Source organism: Ureibacillus galli, from assembly GCF_014836845.1.
GTDB lineage: Bacteria > Bacillota > Bacilli > Bacillales_A > Planococcaceae > Ureibacillus > Ureibacillus galli.
In genome coordinates this window covers 1-16,879 of sequence record NZ_JACSQA010000046.1, presented here as the reverse complement: position 1 = coordinate 16,879, position 16,879 = coordinate 1, and the positions used below count along the sequence as shown (strand labels likewise).

The 16,879-nt window shown below is 35.1% G+C and carries 13 protein-coding genes; 9 read left to right on the top strand and 4 right to left on the bottom strand.

Translation table 11 applies throughout. From position 1 onward, the window contains the following. A partial coding sequence (locus tag H9636_RS19505) for an LPXTG cell wall anchor domain-containing protein (protein WP_191708986.1) occupies nucleotides 1-158 on the top strand: 158 nt, incomplete at its 5' end. A 91-nt stretch (nucleotides 159-249) separates the two neighbouring features. Here the strand turns inward: H9636_RS19505 and H9636_RS18275 are convergent. The 4 genes from H9636_RS18275 to H9636_RS18260 all read right to left on the bottom strand — a co-directional run bounded on the left by H9636_RS18275 (nucleotide 250) and on the right by H9636_RS18260 (nucleotide 3,568). Beyond that, nucleotides 250-450 carry a spore coat protein gene (locus tag H9636_RS18275; RefSeq protein WP_225230329.1) on the bottom strand — a complete coding sequence of 67 codons (201 nt, stop codon included), beginning with the start codon at nucleotides 448-450 and terminating at the stop codon, nucleotides 250-252. 361 nt (nucleotides 451-811) lie between these two features. Then, the gene (locus H9636_RS18270) at nucleotides 812-1,243 is read right to left on the bottom strand and encodes a spore coat protein (RefSeq protein WP_191708988.1); all 432 of its coding nucleotides are present in this window, start codon (nucleotides 1,241-1,243) and stop codon (nucleotides 812-814) included. Between the two features lie 32 nt (nucleotides 1,244-1,275). Continuing rightward, nucleotides 1,276-1,815: a spore coat protein gene (locus H9636_RS18265; RefSeq protein ID WP_318241053.1), complete on the bottom strand. Its 540-nt coding sequence runs from the start codon at nucleotides 1,813-1,815 to the stop codon at nucleotides 1,276-1,278. Between the two features lie 631 nt (nucleotides 1,816-2,446). Continuing rightward, on the bottom strand, nucleotides 2,447-3,568 hold the full coding sequence (locus tag H9636_RS18260; protein WP_191708985.1) for a response regulator: 1,122 nt from the start codon (nucleotides 3,566-3,568) through the stop codon (nucleotides 2,447-2,449). Nucleotides 3,569-3,683: 115 nt separating this feature from the next. Between H9636_RS18260 and H9636_RS18255 the strand changes: the two genes are divergently transcribed. From H9636_RS18255 to H9636_RS18220, 8 genes are all read left to right on the top strand, one after another. Further along, nucleotides 3,684-4,250, top strand: coding sequence for a GGDEF domain-containing protein (locus H9636_RS18255; RefSeq protein WP_191708984.1), 567 nt, complete (start codon nucleotides 3,684-3,686; stop codon nucleotides 4,248-4,250). A gap of 248 nt (nucleotides 4,251-4,498) precedes the next feature. Further along, nucleotides 4,499-7,528, top strand: a complete 3,030-nt coding sequence (locus H9636_RS18250) for a hybrid sensor histidine kinase/response regulator (protein ID WP_191708983.1) — start codon at nucleotides 4,499-4,501, stop codon at nucleotides 7,526-7,528. Nucleotides 7,529-7,664: 136 nt separating this feature from the next. Continuing rightward, the gene (locus H9636_RS18245) at nucleotides 7,665-8,495 is read left to right on the top strand and encodes a response regulator (RefSeq protein ID WP_191708982.1); all 831 of its coding nucleotides are present in this window, start codon (nucleotides 7,665-7,667) and stop codon (nucleotides 8,493-8,495) included. Continuing rightward, nucleotides 8,492-9,541: a HEAT repeat domain-containing protein gene (locus H9636_RS18240; protein ID WP_191708981.1), complete on the top strand. Its 1,050-nt coding sequence runs from the start codon at nucleotides 8,492-8,494 to the stop codon at nucleotides 9,539-9,541. Before H9636_RS18245 ends, H9636_RS18240 begins: the two co-directional genes overlap by 4 nt. Then, nucleotides 9,529-10,956 (top strand): glycosyltransferase family 2 protein, encoded by a 1,428-nt coding sequence (locus H9636_RS18235; RefSeq protein ID WP_191708980.1) that lies wholly within the window; start codon nucleotides 9,529-9,531, stop codon nucleotides 10,954-10,956. The genes H9636_RS18240 and H9636_RS18235 overlap by 13 nt, the downstream gene beginning before the upstream one ends. Continuing rightward, nucleotides 10,953-14,120 (top strand): hypothetical protein, encoded by a 3,168-nt coding sequence (locus tag H9636_RS18230; protein ID WP_191708979.1) that lies wholly within the window; start codon nucleotides 10,953-10,955, stop codon nucleotides 14,118-14,120. Before H9636_RS18235 ends, H9636_RS18230 begins: the two co-directional genes overlap by 4 nt. Before the next feature lie 499 nt (nucleotides 14,121-14,619). Further along, nucleotides 14,620-16,035: an alanine/glycine:cation symporter family protein gene (locus H9636_RS18225; protein ID WP_191708978.1), complete on the top strand. Its 1,416-nt coding sequence runs from the start codon at nucleotides 14,620-14,622 to the stop codon at nucleotides 16,033-16,035. Between the two features lie 238 nt (nucleotides 16,036-16,273). Next, complete coding sequence (locus H9636_RS18220) at nucleotides 16,274-16,789, top strand: YehS family protein (RefSeq protein WP_191708977.1); 516 nt, start codon at nucleotides 16,274-16,276, stop codon at nucleotides 16,787-16,789. Nucleotides 16,790-16,879: the final 90 nt, after the last annotated feature.

Genomic DNA, 16,879 nt, shown 5'->3' with positions numbered 1-16,879 from the left:
AACATCCAGAAAAAACACCAGATACAACCGACGATCAAGACAAATTACCTCAAACAGGTGAAAAACAAACAAATTATCTTGTAACAATCATTGGTTTACTGATGATTGGAGCAGCATTGTTTGGTCTTGTGAAAAGAAGAAGATTTTCAACAAAATAAAATTTAGAAATACCCCCTTAAGAGATGATACATCCCTTAAGGGGGTATTTAATCGTTCATTTTAAATTAGAACAAAGCCCGATTAGAGGCATTATTGAGTCTTTTTTGTCGTAGGTTCATTAACGAAAGTATCTACTTGAGCTTTTAAATCTTCTACTAGTTCTTTAAGGGATTGTTTTTGTTCTTCCGTTAACTTACTTTTCGTGTTCTCTAGATTAACACCATTTTTTCGTAGAACTTCACTAACTAATAGGTCAACAACCTTGTTAGGTATTGCATTTGGGTCCTTCACAATTTTTCACTCCTTAACAAAAAGTAGCTCTCATTAGCATATGCAGTGGTTGAATAAGAGGGAACAAAAGGGAACAGTTCCTCTTCTATCTAATGAAAATATAAGTATTATCAAAAAACTTATGGTAAGTAGAAAAATTAAATTGAAAAAATAATATCCCACGCAACATAAATGTTTCGTATGTTACGTGGAAAAACTTCTCTCCCCATAAAAAATCGACTAATAAATGGAATCTTCCAATGATAATAAAATGGCCTACTTTGTTGTTGGAAAATAGTGTTTTAGCAAAACGATAATGTTTTAATTTAGCTTATGTTTAGAAGATTTCTCATGAGTTTTTATTTTTATCTTTTTCGTGTCACTATAAGATATCTAATTTAGCAACAAGCGCTAGAAGAATTTGTAGCATTGCTTGAATATTTACGGAAACGTCAGTGTCACTTGTGTTAACAGTGACATGTTTAGATGATTCGATAATCGTTTTTTGAGTATTTCGCTGTTTTGTTTTCATGAACTGTAGTAGGTCTTGTGTAACAGCATTGCCCTGGTCATCATCACCGATTGTAATACTAATCACAACGGCAAGTGCAGCTTGGATAGCTAATTGTAAAGATATTGCAACTTGAGTATCAGTTGTTTTAACATCAACACCTTCTGAATCTTTTACTATGATCCATTCAAAAGATTGTTGTGTCGTCTTCATCACTTGATCGGCATTTTGTGCTGTATCGGAATCTATGTTGTTAGTGTTATCGTCGCAATGATCTAATGCTCTCCACTTTTTTTCTCCCATTCTTCTCACCTCTTTCACGTTAAATTAAAAGATTAAAGAACATCTAATTTCACTACAAGCGATACTAACACTTGTAACAATGCTTGAATATTTACAGCAATGTCTGTATCAGTTGTTGTAACGGTAACATCTTTTGAATTATCAATGTAAACTTTTTGTTTGTTTGTCTGTTCACTATCTAACTTCTGGAAGAGTTCTTGAGCAACAGCTCGACCTTCTATAGAATCACCAAGGGAAATGCTAATTACTAAAGCAATTGCAAGTTGTAATCCAACTTGAAGAGAAATTGCAGCTTGTGTATCATTTGTATCAACTGTAATGTTGCAGGAATCTTTGATCCAGATTAATTCATCAGAAGTTTGTTCTACTAGCATTACTTGATCAAAATTTTGTGTAACTGTAGCATTAGGAAAGGTGCTTCCCATCATTCCGAAATTAAATCCGTTGTTGCAACTGCTACTACTACTGCTGCTACTCTCCTCCATCGAATGAATAGGGTGATGGCAACGTCTACAGTAAGATCTATCCTCGAAATTTTTCTGACTACATTTTGTACATCTCAAACGTTTCACCTAATATTCTCCTCCTTTCTTGAAAAATCACCAAGTTTCTCCACTTGACACTAATAGAATATGGACTTATGAAAAATTGATATAGTTGATTATCTTATATTTGAAAAAAACTTTATGAAATAATGGGGAGAGAGCCTATTTTTAGTTGGGAAGGGAAATATTTTATTCTTTTCACCTTGAGAAAATCGTGGGGAAAGGAAAAATCTATTCTTTACATTGTATTCATTCAAATGATGACGCTTCTTACAATCACACAGAGACAAAAAATGACTTATTTACAAATAAAGGTTATTTTAATTGGAGGGAAAAGTTTTATAACATTTCCCTTAAAGTGGGAGAAGAAAAAGTTCTTTACACTATACTTAGTAAAGCAATGGAACATTTCTAGCAATTACTCAATGTCAAAGAATAATTTATTAACAAAATTTTTAAAAAGGATTTGTCCTATTTCAAAACCAAACCATAGACATAGAAAACTATAAAAAGCCAACTTTTGGATAGGTAGTTGACTTCTAAATGTGTTTATTTACTTTTCTGTCATTTCATAAAGGAAATAGTTTTGATTAATTGGGGTGAAAGGAGTTTTTAACGAAAGCGGAAAAATGATAACAGTCCTCATCATTATGAAATACTAAAGATCACCTTGTTTAATGAGAGTGTAGATTTGACTCGTTTCTTTTTTAGGGAAGATACCAAGGTCATCAACTAATGATTGTTTAAATGATTCATATAAATGAAGTGCATCTGCACGCATACCTAAGCGGATATAAACTTTCATTAACCGAGCAACTGCAGATTCTGAATAAGGGTTAAACTGCAGGATTTTTTGAAGTATAGCAGTATATTTGTTTTCTAAATGTTCTTGTTCGTAATAATCGGCTAGGTTATATAAAGTAGATATAAATTTCCCTGAAAGCTCATTTGCTTTCGCTCTTGCCCATTCATATCCCTCTTCCTCTAAATAATCTCCAGTATATAAAAGAATATCACTTTCAATTGTTTCTACATTTTCGAAAGAAATGTCAGTTGGCATATGTTCAAAAATCACCACATCACACCAAGCTTCTTCAAGATGCAGTGTATAATGTTGTCCGGCAAAAGACAGAGTGTGATCTGGATGGAAAGATTCTAGCATTTTTCTTATGTATGAAATACATGTGTGAAGATGTATTTTGGCCTTTTTATAATCGTGGTCTTGCCATAGTTTATCGATTAGTAAATCTCGGTGGATAGGCGTATCTAAATGCATTAAGAAAAAAGCAAATAACTCCTTTATTTTAGCTGACTTCCAAAGTATCGGTTCACCATTAAAAGAGAGCGAGAATTGTTTAAAACATCTAATTTCCAAAGATGGGAGATCGGAATAATTCATTGATTCACTTTGATGCTCTTCTTTCAGTCGTTCTTTAATACGGTCAATCGTTTTATGAAGCCTTTCTTTCAATACAGGTTTCAGCAAATAGTCTGTCGTTTCCAGTTCAAATGCTTGGATAGCATAATCACGATGTGCTGTAACAAACACAATCTGAACAGCTGGATTTTCTTCGTGTATTAAAGCGGCCAAATCCATCCCGCTAATACCCGGCATTTGAATATCTAAAAAAGCCGTATTAAATGAAATATTTTTTAAATCTGATATTAAACTATATGCATCTGTATAAGCTCCAATAATTTCAACATCCATGTCTGTTAACCGCTTTTTCATTAACTCGATTGATAGTGGCTCATCATCTGCTAAAATAGCACGAATCATGTTGTCCTCACCCCGATTTTTTTCTATATATCTTATTTTAAGAGAAAAGAAAGAATTTTGTAAGATGTAAGCACTAGAATATATAGATATTTGTAATTAAAGTAGGAGGAACGATATGGATAGGGTCTATTTACATCCAATTGAATTGATTGATGACGAAGTAGAAACGGATAGATGGAAGTACTTAGCTTTACATCATGAGTTAACTGAGTTACCAAATAGACGAATGCTTCATATGTCAATAGAAGCTTATATGAGGATGGCCCAAGAAAATAACACAAGTCTCGCTGTCGTATTTGTTGATTTAAATAAATTTAAAAAAATTAATGATATATTCGGTCATTTTGTAGGAGATGCGATTTTAATTGATGTGGCAGCACGCCTTTCAAAGTTATCGCATGATGGAATTCATGCCTTTCATTTTAGTGGTGATGAATTTGTTCTTATTATTGAACAAGCGGATTACCTAGACGAAAAGATAAAACAATTAATAGAAGTTTTTGACACACCGTTTTCTGTTGAAAATAGTCAATTACATATAGGAGCGAGTTTAGGAATTAGTTTGTATCCAGAGCATAGCCAAGATGCTAATGAGTTACTTGAATATGCTGATCGTGCAATGTATCGGGCAAAATCTAGATCAACAATTGAAAAAATGTATAGTTTATATGATGGTAATTAATAAAAATGATTTATCATTAATCATTTTGTAAGAGTTTTGTAAGGACTTTAGTTAGTCGGCCAGCTTAATGACCGGCATATTGGAAACAGTAATCTTTATTGTTACAATATGTTGAGATGAACAACAAAAATAAAGTCTATTCTAGCAAAAATATCGTTGTAAATTACAATGAAATTAAAAAATACATCGATTAACGGCTTTTCTTATAAAAAAGAGAAGTAACTTATTGTATTGGAGTATATAAAAGAATGAAGAGTAAGAAAAAATGGCTGGCAATACTTAGTTTTATCATACTTTTAACAAGTTTCCGATTAGCCTGGGTGTTTTACTATAACGATCCAGAACGACCAAAGGCTGAGCATGGTGTTTTAGATATAAGGTCAACAGACATAACGGGTGAAGTAATGCCATTAAACGGAGATTGGGCTTTTTATCCTAATCAGTTCGTAAAACCAAATCAACTTTCAAACGGAGGTGTCTCTGCTCTCCGTGTACCATCGGATTGGCGAAGTGTCGACCAGAATGAACAAGAAGATTCATTTGGGTATGGAACATATCATTTACAAGTCATTACGAATCAAAATGATACAAATATGTATCGGCTTCGATTCATGGGAATTAGTACTGCATCTCGAGTTTATATTAATGGGGAAGAAGCGATAGAGCTAGGAAGAGTTGGGACGGATAAAGATAAATCAGAGCCAAATGAAGCCCCATTTTCAGTTAATGCACAACCAGAGGCGGGTAAAATTGATATTGTTATACAAGTCTCTAATTTCGACCTTATTAAACGGGGAGGCATTGCACGTACCATATATTTTGGTGGTGTCAATGCAGTTGAAGCCCATGAGCATTTTAGTATGGGATTACAATTGATCGGCTTTGCAGTTCTGTTTTTCCACGGAATCTATATATTAGTACTTTACCTTTTTGTTTTTAAACAAAAAAAGCTGCTGTTATTTGCTGGAGCGGTATTCAGCATGGCCTTTTCGATTATATTAGATGATGATCAACTCATTCGAGTAATATGGCCAGATATTGATTTTGAAGTAAGAATAAAACTTACCTTATTACTATATTCGTCTGCGTACATATTAAGTGTATTTTATTTAAAATCCCTTGTGAAGGATCAGTTTAATCGAACGTTTAGATTATTCAGCATTGTTTCCATTTTTTACATAATATCTATCGTTTGCTTAGATTATAATGAGTTTAATTACATTTTAGCTCCTATTTATTCTATATTAATGCTTACACCGGCCGTTTTAATTCCAATAATTTTTAATAAAAAACTCTCTATTAGAACACCATATTCTATTTATTTAGTATTTACAGCGATTGCCATTTCATCTAGTACCGTATGGGGATCAATTAAAGGTCGAATGTTAGAGATAGGTATTCCCTTTTATCCCTTTGACTTATTAATCGGTGTAGTTTGTTTTGCTTTGTACTGGTTTAAAACTTTTTATCACACATCCGAGGAAAGAAAAGAACTCAATGAAAAACTCCGACGGGATGATAAACGAAAAGACGATTTCTTAGTTAATACATCCCATGAACTTCGCAATCCGTTACATGCGATGATGAATATTTCCCAGTCTCTGTTAAGCGAACCGCTACCCGAAGATGCAAAGGAACGGGTAAGAATGATGGAATCTGTTGCACGAAACATGTCCCATACGTTAAATGACCTAACGGATATTTCGTCCCTTAAGGAGGGGAAGGTTCATTTAACTTTTCAACCAGTTAATATGTATGGGATTGTTGAATATGTCTTTAATCTACTTAAGTACTCAAGAGAAGGAAGACCGATTGAATTAAGGAATGATATTCCATCTTCTTTCCCGACTGTAAAGGCTGATGAAAACAGAACGATTCAAATTGTCTTTAATCTTGTTCAAAATGCGTTAAAGTTTACGGAACATGGCTCCATCGTCGTTTCAGCAGAACAGAAAAATGGAAAGGCAATTATTACAGTTAAAGATACGGGAATCGGAATGGATGAGGAATTGCAAAAACGGATCTTCCAACCGTATGAGCAGGCAGATTCAAGTATTACTTCGCCAAGGGGAGGACTTGGACTTGGTTTAAGTATTTGCGCACAGTTAATTGAGTTACATGGAGGAGAAATATCCGTTACATCTTCGCCTGGAGTAGGTTCTTCCTTTTCTTTCTCCTTACCAATTAGTTATGAACAAGGTGAGAGCCAAGTGATCTTAAATGAAGTATTACCTGATATCCTTCAAGAGCACCATGATGCGAAGGAAAGTGATATTCATGTGTTACTCATAGATGACGACCCCGTAAACTTAAAAGTCGTCCGGAGCCTATTAGAGAAGGCGGGTTATTCCGTCAATGCATATTTAAGTGCAGAAGAAGCGTTGCAACACCTTTATAGCGAAAAATGGAGTATTGTGGTGTCGGATGTCATGATGCCTAAAATGTCTGGATACGAATTGACTACTAGAATTAGAGAAGTTTTTTCAATGTTAGAACTACCCGTATTGCTTTTAACGGCTAGAAGTCGAATAGAGGATATACAAGCCGGTTTCCGAGCTGGAGCAAATGATTATGTGAAGAAACCAGTAGAACAAGCGGAGTTACTTGCTCGAGTGTCGTCCCTTGTTCAGTTGAAAACATCTTTATATAAACAGACACAGACAGAAGCAGCCCTTCAACAAGCTCAAATACAGCCGCATTTCTTGTTTAATACACTGAATGCGATTATTGCTTTAAGTGAAATAGATCCGGATAAGATGAGTAGACTGCTATATGAATTTGGTAACTACTTACAAAAAAGTTTTGATGCGGGCAATTTACAAGAGGCCATTTTCATTGAAAATGAATTAGAACTAGTGAAATCGTATCTCTTTATTGAACAACAGCGTTTTGGTAGCCGTTTAGCTGTTCAGTGGGATGTAGATAGTGAATGCCTACATGCCAAAGTTCCGCCACTTTCTATTCAAACATTAGTGGAAAATGCAGTACGTCACGGTATGTCAGAAAATCAGCCAGTATTAACCGTTCGTATTATCATTACGAAAAAAGATGACAATGTAGAAGTCAAAATAGTAGATGATGGGAAAGGGGTTCATTCCCATGTGTTGGAGAAAAAACTGTCTAACTCCAATAAGGGAATTGGTTTAACTAATACTAATAAACGACTCATCCATTTGAGTGGTAGAGGATTAGAGATTGAAAGTGTTCCGGAATGTGGTACTACTGTAACGTTTATTGTAACTGCCCCGTATAAGAGTTTCGAAAAAGTAAATAAATAAATCTATAAATCTCTTCATACAAGGAGAGCTCGATATAGAGCTCTCTAGTGACTTTTTGAATGATTGTGGAAAAATATGTATGAATGAGAAATATAAACTAAAATTGTTAAATATGTAGAAAAGGAATGTAAATACAATGATAACAGTCACATCTGTATTCAATGAAAGAGAAGTACGTCCATTTTTTGAATTAGTGAAAGCGTCCATTCACCGTTCACGTCAACCATTTACAATTCTTCTATTAAAAATTCATGAAAACTTAGAAGAAAGCGCCCATGAAGCCATTCGAAGTTTTCTTGCCAATGAAATACGACTTACAGATGTCCTATTTCAAATAGAAGGACAAAATACTTGGGGACTCATGTTAACTCAAAGTGGTGCTAATGAAGCTTCAGTTTTACTTAATCGATTAGATACTCGTAAGCCGATTATAAGTGAGCCTTTTACCGCTTGTATTATCGAAGTTCGGAATGAATCAGCTGAACTTAACGAAATATTAGAAAAAGGATTAGAAGCTGTTCAGCTAGCTGGTGTACATCGAGTACGGGATTTTGAGGAACGGAAAAAAGAGCAAATTAAAGTAAGTATTTTAGAAGAAAATTCGATGTTCAGAAAAGTTCTTGCTACGACGATTGAATCTATCCATATGGATGGAATGGAACTGGATCTTCAAGTTTTTGAGGATGGTCAAGCCTTTTTAGAATCGGATTGGATTAAATCAGCACATACACATATTGTTGTTTTAAATGATATTTTACCGAGAAGAAATGGTTTGGATATTTTACATACGATTCGACAAATGCCTAATCAGCAAAAATTTATCGTTTTTATGATGACAAATAATCAATCAGAAGAAGAAATGATCCGTTCCTTTGAGAAAGGTGTAGATGGATTTTTCATAAAACCAATCAACATCCGTTTATTTGAAGCGCAAATAAAACGAACTTGCAAGGGGTTATGGAGATGAATAACGCGATAATCGCTGTCTTTTGGTTAATCGTTGCTTGCATTATATGTTTTGTCTTGTTGAGCTTGCATCTATTTTGGAAAAAGAATCAAGAGGAAAAACGTAGAAAAAATATCGAAACTTATAAAAAGAAAACGGAATTGGCATGGTATGACTACTTTATTAATGATGGAAAGCTTGTTGAATCCTTTGTACCAAGGGAAAAAGATGAAATTGTAGGGTATGAAGAACTGGCACATATATATGTTACGAGTTTGACTGCAAATCAAACATCTGAAAAGCTTCATTATATAGCGAATCAATATTTACAAGATTATTATAAAAAGTTACTGAATAGTGCTAGAAGAAGTAATCGTTTAAATGCTTTAGCGCGAATAAAAGATTACGGAAATATAGAGGTACTGAAAGAGTGTAAGTGGATTCAAAAAGAGAAAAAGGAAAAAGAAGAGTGTATTCAACTCCTTACTATTTATTCCAAATATGATGAAGCGACATTTAAACAACTGCTTTTTCAGTATCAATCCATTCTAACGGAATTTGATTGTCGAAATTTGTTTAATCGTCTACCGCTGTCTGATTTAACGTCCTTTTTTACTCATTTTGATGAGCTTGAATCCCATTTAAAATATGCTCTAATTGACACGGTTTCGAATAAACATACTTTTGAGGCAATTCCGTACCTATTAGAGTTAGTTCGCTATGATGATAAAGAGATACGCATCCGTGTAGCGAAAGCTATTTATGACTTAGGGATTGAGGAAGAAGAGCTTTGTGTAGAGCTATCAAACGGAGAGAATTGGGAAGAAAGGCTAATGGCAGCTAAAATGGCTCAATACGTGAAATTTGATCGAAGCAAAGATATACTTTTCCGTTTATTGGAGGACAAGGAATGGCGAGTGAGGGTTCAAGCAGCGCAAACAATTGCCCGCCATCAAGAAGGTAGAGCTTCCCTTGAAACATACATAATGACATCCAATGATCATTATGCCATTGAAACCGCTCAGGAAGTTCTAAGAAAAGAAGGTGATTGGTCATGGATTGGATAATTGATGGAATCATGATGTTTTTTGGTAAGTTCATCATTGTCTATAGTGTCATTGCTATCGGTATATATGTAATCATGCTTTTTTTAGCAATTGGCTATTTGAGAAAACAATATTTATTGAAAAAGATGGAGATTGAAGAAGAGTATTTGGATTCTTTTCAAACAAAACCCGTTTCCATACTCGTTCCCGCATTTAATGAGGAAATAGGAATTGTGAATAGTATTCATTCCCTATTATCCCTTCGTTATCCAGATAAAGAGATTGTCGTTATTAATGACGGTTCAACTGATCGAACGAAGGAAATATTAATCGACTATTTCCAAATGAAGCCGGTAGAGAAAGTATACCGAGCGCATATTCCGACGAAGCGGATTATCAATATTTATCAATCAACGGTACATCCATCTTTATGGCTGATAGATAAAGAGAATGGCGGTAAAGCGGATGCGTTAAACGCAGGGATTAATGTATCCAGATTCCCTTATTTTTGCTCGGTCGATGGTGACTCCGTTCTTGAGCCGACAGCTTTACAACGGGTGATGAAACCAATTTTACAATCTGGGGGCAAAGTGATTGCAGCGGGAGGAAATATTCGAGTTGCCAATGGTACCGATATATCGATGGGTTCAATTCGAAAAACGATGATTTCCGATCGACCTCTTGTGATCATGCAAATTGTTGAATATTTAAGGGCGTTTTTAATGGGACGTATTGCATTTAGTCGTTTCAACATGATGTTGATCATTTCTGGGGCATTTAGTGTATTTTCAAAGGAATGGGCAATCAAAGTCGGTGGCTATTCTGTAGATACCATTGGTGAAGACATGGAGATTGTCGTTAAGTTGCATCGGCTTATTCGAGAAGAAAAAGCGAATAAGCGAATTGAATTTGTTGCCGAGCCGGTATGTTGGACAGAAGTTCCCCAATCAATTGATATTTTAAGAAATCAACGTAGAAGATGGCATCAAGGATTGATTGAAAGTTTATGGAAGCACAAGGCCATGACGTTCAATCCAAAGTATGGATCCCTCGGGTTTGTTTCTTTCCCTTATTTTTGGTTAATCGAATGTTTTGGACCAGTAATTGAACTCGGTGGTTATATTTATGTCATCGTTGCTTTATTGATGGGGGATGTTTACTCAGAATTCGCCATTTTGTCATTACTATTATTTATATTGTATGGTTCCATCTTATCAATCATGACACTCATTTTAGAAGCATGGAGTATGAATCGTTATCCAACTATTCGAGAGTTATTACACATATCCGCTTTATCTTTAACTGAACTTGTTTGGTATAGACCGTTGACACTGTTCTGGAGATGTGAAGGGATCTTCCGTTTTATGATTCGAAGACACGACTGGGGTAGTATGGAACGAGTCGGCATTTCAGAAAAGGAGTCTAGACAGCAATGAAAAAAGTATATATAGGCATAGCTGTTTTCCTAGTCCTGCTAGTTGCACCAGTTGCAATCTGGTTTTTAGATAAGGAGACTGAGCTATCTGTAGCAATCATCGATAAAACCGTTGCGAAAACCGATTACAGGGAACATGAAGGTATTACGTGGCTACTAAACTATGAAAAGTTTAAGAAAGAAGATGCTCGTTACGCGGAAGCGAAAGATTATTACGGATATTCTCCGGATGAAGAGGAGTCTGTACATGCTTTACCTGATAATTATAATGATTACGATGTCATCTATTTAGCCGATACGTACGGTGTTTATGAAGAAGATTTTGATGATACGAAGGAAGTTCATGGATCAAAGTCAGATAAAATCTATGGTGGACTTGAGATGGCTGAATGGGAGACGATTGCCCATCGTTTAACTTCCGATCAAAAAAGTTTGCTAATTGCAGAATATAATACATTTGCCTCTCCTACAAATGGGGAAGTACGAAAATCCGTTACCGATTATTTAGGTTTAGATTGGGACGGATGGACAGGTAGATATTTTTCGGACTTAAGCCTATCAGGGGTGGAATTGCCGCAATGGGTGAGAGAAGAGCATGGAGAAAACTGGCCGTATAAAGGTGCTGGCTTTTTATTAGTAAATGATATTACGAATCAAATAGAAGTGCTTGAGTTAGATAAACATGTGTCAGAAGAAGGTATCCGATTAACTTTCACTGAGCAAGGAAAGGAACAATTTGGTCTTTCTGAAAGTCCAGAGTATCAATATTGGTTTGATATTGTTACACCGAAAAACGGTGCTGTTTCATTGGCAAACTACGATTGGTCTTTAACGGATGAGGGGAAGAAGAAGTTAAAAGACCTTGGTATTCCAGAGGAGTTTGCGGCGATAGTAGAGCAATCCTATGAACAATCGAAAAGCTACTATTTTGCTGGTGATTACAACGATGTAAATGGTTTACCACCTTTCTATCAGATGAAAGGATTAGCATCAATTTATAAGTTTTTAAAACATAATGACGAATCTGCATTTTACTGGTCTGTATACGTTCCGGTGATGCGAGAGATTCTAGATAGCTACGAAGAAATGGAATCCGCTGTACCGAAAAAAGAGAATGACCTTCAATATACGTCACGCATTAATGAAAATAGTCTAGAAGTAAAAGTAGATGGTAAGTGGCAGCCTGTTACCATAAAAGGGGTTAACTTAGGAATGGGGAAACCGGGAGCAAGTCCTGGAGAAGCCGCGATAACAGAAGAAGAATATTATCGTTGGTTTGAGTCCATTGCTGATATGAATGCCAACATGATTCGTGTCTATACGATACATCCACCAGGCTTTTACAATGCATTAAAGCGATTTAATGAAGAAAGTGATAAGAAATTATATGTTTTACACGGAGCCTGGATTAATGAAGAGGAAGAAGAAAATGGTTTGAAAAAATCATTAGATGCCTTTGAAGAGAAAAATCTAGCAGACTTCCAACATGAAATGAAAACAATTGTGGACGTTGTTCACGGTAATGCCGTTCTTGAGGAACGACCAGGACACGCTTCTGGTGTTTATCAAGCAGATGTGTCAGAATACATTGCCGGATGGTTAATTGGTATCGAATGGTATCCAAAAATGGTCCAAGGAACAAATGAAAAACATGCGGATATTGGAGAATATGACGGACAATTCTTTTATACTGAATCGGCTTCACCGTTTGAACATTGGATGGCTCAACAGATGGATTATATATTAAACTATGAATTTGAGACATACAATTGGATTCGACCGATGAGTTTTACCAACTGGATTACAACTGACTTACTTGAGCATCCGTATGAGCCAAGTGAAGAAGAAGATATGGTAAGTGTGAATCCGAATGTCATTTATACAAAAGGAGAAGCGGAACAAACGGGTCAATTTGCTTCTTATCATGTATACCCATATTATCCCGACTTTTTAAATTATGATGAAAGATTATTAAATTTTGTTGATCATCGGGGCAATAAAAACAGTTATGCGGGTTATTTAGCAGATCTTCATGCTGCCCATCGTCTTCCGGTGCTCATCGCCGAGTTTGGAGTTCCTTCTTCCCGTGGCTTAACCCATGAAAATCCATATGGGTGGAATCAAGGGTTCTTAAATGAACAACAACAAGGGCAAATTTTGAAAAGTTTATTTGAAGATATTATGGCTGAAAATTTAATGGGTGGATTATTATTTACGTGGCAGGATGAATGGTTTAAACGTACATGGAATACTGTCGATTATGATAACCCGGATCGTCGGCCATATTGGTCAAACGTTCAGACGAGTGAACAAAATTATGGCTTACTGAGCTTCGACCGACTAAAAATTAAAGTGGACGGTGACGTAAGCGATTGGGAAACAAAAGCGCTTTACGACGGAGAAACAACATTTACCGTTGACTATGATGAACGATATTTGTATTTAAAATTAGAAGGGGAAGATTTAAAAGATACAACACCGCATATTTTGTTTGATGTCGTAGGAGATCAAGGGAATACGAAAGTGGAACAATGGCCTGGATTATCGATTCAAAACGGTGTCGATTTCATGGCAACGATTAGTCGAAATGAGCAGGAATCTCGTATGGAAATTGACCCTTATTACGACTTATATACTTATATGTACGGAAAGCAAGGATTGAATTTATTAGATCCTGCTCCTTCTATACCCGTTAAAAACAGTGGTACATTCCAACCAATCGAATATATGCTAAATAGAGGTCTAGAAATTCCGAAAACAGGTGAGATTATTCCAGTAAGTTCCTATGAAACTGGGAAACTTCGAGAAGGAAATGGCAATCCTGAATCGGATGATTATGATTCCCTTGCAGATTATCAATGGAATGATGATAAGTTAGAAGTTCGTATTCCATGGCTGCTGCTGCAATCTAAAGACCCAAGTCAAAGAGAGTTTATAGGAGACTTGCAAAAGGATGGAGAAACAGCAACAGTTAAAGTAGAAAATATTTCTCTTGGTGTCGTATTTGAAAAGGATGGTAAAGTAACTAGTAGTATACCGGAAATGGCCGATAATGAGTTATCTCTACTACCATATAGCTGGGACACTTGGAACGAGCCTCAGTACAGTGAGCGATTGAAAGAATCATATTATATTATGAAAGATGCTTTCGGAAAAGAAGAATAACAATCCTTTATATAAAATTTAATAAAATAGAATTAGCCCCTTTCAGATGAGAGGGGTTAATTTTTTGAAAACTTTCAATGTGTTTTAATATTAAAAATATTCTATATATAATGATTTTTAACTTTAAGCAACAAATTTTAACTTTCTAAAAAGCCGTTTATATCGATTAGAAACCCTTATATTTCAACAGGTAACGATTTATATCGTAAATGAACAAAAATGCTACTCTTTACTTATTAAATGCTATGCTGTTATAATTTTTTATGTTGTGTGTAAATCTATCTCTTTGTAAAAAGATATAAGTTGTTTATAAGAAGCCTTTATTCATATCTTAACTACTTGATATAAAGGGAGATTATAACCTTTAGATAGAAAAATATTTTAAAGAAATGGTAAAAGTTTATTTAACAAGTTTTTTGTTCATAACACTTTTTAAAATGAATGGAACAACTTTAGATTAGAAATTTTTTGGGTAGTAACAAATGAAGGAGGGAAATTTATGGATTGGTTTGGTAGTTTATTAGGCGATGTTAACAATTTTTTATACTCAAAACTATTAATTATTTTATTAGTAGGAGCAGGGTTATTTTTTACGCTTAAAACAAAGTTTATTCAGTTCCGTTTAATTCCGGATATGTTTAAATTACTTACAGAAAAGTCTCCTAAGGATAAGACAGGGAAAAAAGGAGTCTCATCTTTTCAAGCATTTACAATCTCAGCGGCTTCTCGTATTGGAACGGGGAATATAGCTGGAGTAGCGACGGCGGTTGCCCTTGGTGGTCCTGGTGCGGTTTTTTGGATGTGGATGATTGCTTTAATTGGTGGGGCATCCGCTTTAATTGAAAGTACGTTAGCCCAAGTTTATAAAGTAAAAGATGGCGGTATGTATCGTGGCGGGCCGGCTTACTATATGGAAAAGGGTCTGAAGAAAAGATGGATGGGTGTTCTTTTTGCCGTCGTTATTACGTTAACTTATGGTTTTGTGTTTAACGCTGTACAAGCAAATACAATTACAATTGCATTTGAAGAAAGTTTCGGTACAAATCGTGTAGTTGTCGGTGTTATACTTTCCGCTTTAACGGCTGTTATCGTATTTGGTGGGTTAAAACGAATTGTAAGTGTGACTCAAATTATTGTACCAGTAATGGCGATTGCATATATTGGCATTGCTTTACTTGTTGTTATTTTAAATATTACTGAACTACCGAATGTTTTTATGCTCATTTTTAAATCGGCCTTCGGATTAGAAGAGGCATTTGCCGGAATTATAGGGGCAGCTGTATTGCAAGGGGTTAAACGTGGTTTATTCTCCAATGAAGCAGGTATAGGTTCTGCTCCAAATGCAGCAGCAACTGCCGATGTATCACACCCGGTTAAACAAGGGTTAATCCAAACATTAGGTGTCTTTATTGATACACTGCTCGTTTGTACTTCAACTGCTGCAATCGTATTACTTAGTGATGCCTATCTTAAATCAGATGCTGCGTCTGTAAATTTAACACAAGTTTCTTTAGTGAGTAATTTAGGTGATTGGGCAGGAATCTTTTTAGCAATAGCGGTCTTCTTATTTGCGTATAGTACGGTGATAGGGAACTACTATTATGGTGAAACAAATATCGGGTTTATTAAAGAATCAAAAACCTTTTTACAAGTTTTCCGAGTTTTAGTAGTTGGCTTTGTGATGTTTGGATCTATAGCAAAAGTACAAGTTGTTTGGGATTTAGCTGATTTGTTTATGGCGATTATGGCAGTTATCAACTTAATTGCTATTCTATTATTATGGAAAGTGGCTAAACCAGTCATTAACGATTATATAGTACAACGTAAAAAAGGTAAGGATCCAGTCTTCTACAAGAAAAATGTACCGAATATTGGGGATGTTGAATGTTGGGGAGACGAAGAAGAAAACCGTTAGTATGAAGTAATAAATAATTTTATTGGAAAACCTGATGATCGCACAAGATTATCAGGTTTTCTTATATGATATTGTTCATTTTTCATGTAAAATGATAATTTATAACAATTATTCAAAAACAATCAAAAGTATAATTTCATAAAGAATTGATAAAAGGTAATGTTTCATTTGTTATCGGGGAAAATACTTTTGTATTATCTCTTTAACGAATGAGATGATGAAAGAAGGAGAATGGAATATGACAAATAACGATTTATTAATACGATTACGTTATGCACTAGACATTAAAAATTCTGATATGGTGGATATATTCAAATTAGGTGGGCTTAATGTAACGAAAGAAGAGGTCTTAAAGATCTTAACAAAACCGAAGCAAAGTGAAGATGGAGAAGTAGATTTAACACCGACGGATGAATTTACACCGTGTACGTATGAAATGTTAGAAGCATTTTTAAATGGTTTTGTAACGTTTAAGCGAGGTAAACAAGAACTAAAACCAGGACAAGAAAAACCAATAGCTACTCCATCAAGTAAAAAAGATACGCCAAATAACTTACTATTAAAGAAAGTAAAAGTGGCTTTAAGTTTAACAACTGAAGATATGATTGCGATTTTTTATGATGCTGGTTTGAATGTTTCAAAGGGAGAACTAGGAGCGATTTTAAGAAAGGCAGATCATCGAAACTACAAAGAATGTGGAGATAATTTTACACGAAACTTCCTAAAAGGATTAACTTTAAAATATCGTGGATAAACTTGAGTATATGAAAAAAGAGGCTGGGACAAAACCCACCTCTGAAATGAAAAGCCGGTGAAATTTTACGATAAGTAAAATTTCACCGGC

Excerpts from the sequence above, each read along its gene's own strand:
- H9636_RS18270 (WP_191708988.1), bottom strand. The coding sequence starts at position 1,243 with ATGGGAGAAAAAAAGTGGAGAGCATTAGATCATTGCGACGATAACACT.
- H9636_RS18260 (WP_191708985.1), bottom strand. The coding sequence starts at position 3,568 with ATGATTCGTGCTATTTTAGCAGATGATGAGCCACTATCAATCGAGTTA.
- H9636_RS18255 (WP_191708984.1), top strand. The coding sequence starts at position 3,684 with ATGGATAGGGTCTATTTACATCCAATTGAATTGATTGATGACGAAGTA.
- H9636_RS18250 (WP_191708983.1), top strand. The coding sequence starts at position 4,499 with ATGAAGAGTAAGAAAAAATGGCTGGCAATACTTAGTTTTATCATACTT.
- H9636_RS18245 (WP_191708982.1), top strand. The coding sequence starts at position 7,665 with ATGATAACAGTCACATCTGTATTCAATGAAAGAGAAGTACGTCCATTT.
- H9636_RS18240 (WP_191708981.1), top strand. The coding sequence starts at position 8,492 with ATGAATAACGCGATAATCGCTGTCTTTTGGTTAATCGTTGCTTGCATT.
- H9636_RS18235 (WP_191708980.1), top strand. The coding sequence starts at position 9,529 with ATGGATTGGATAATTGATGGAATCATGATGTTTTTTGGTAAGTTCATC.
- H9636_RS18230 (WP_191708979.1), top strand. The coding sequence starts at position 10,953 with ATGAAAAAAGTATATATAGGCATAGCTGTTTTCCTAGTCCTGCTAGTT.
- H9636_RS18225 (WP_191708978.1), top strand. The coding sequence starts at position 14,620 with ATGGATTGGTTTGGTAGTTTATTAGGCGATGTTAACAATTTTTTATAC.
- H9636_RS18220 (WP_191708977.1), top strand. The coding sequence starts at position 16,274 with ATGACAAATAACGATTTATTAATACGATTACGTTATGCACTAGACATT.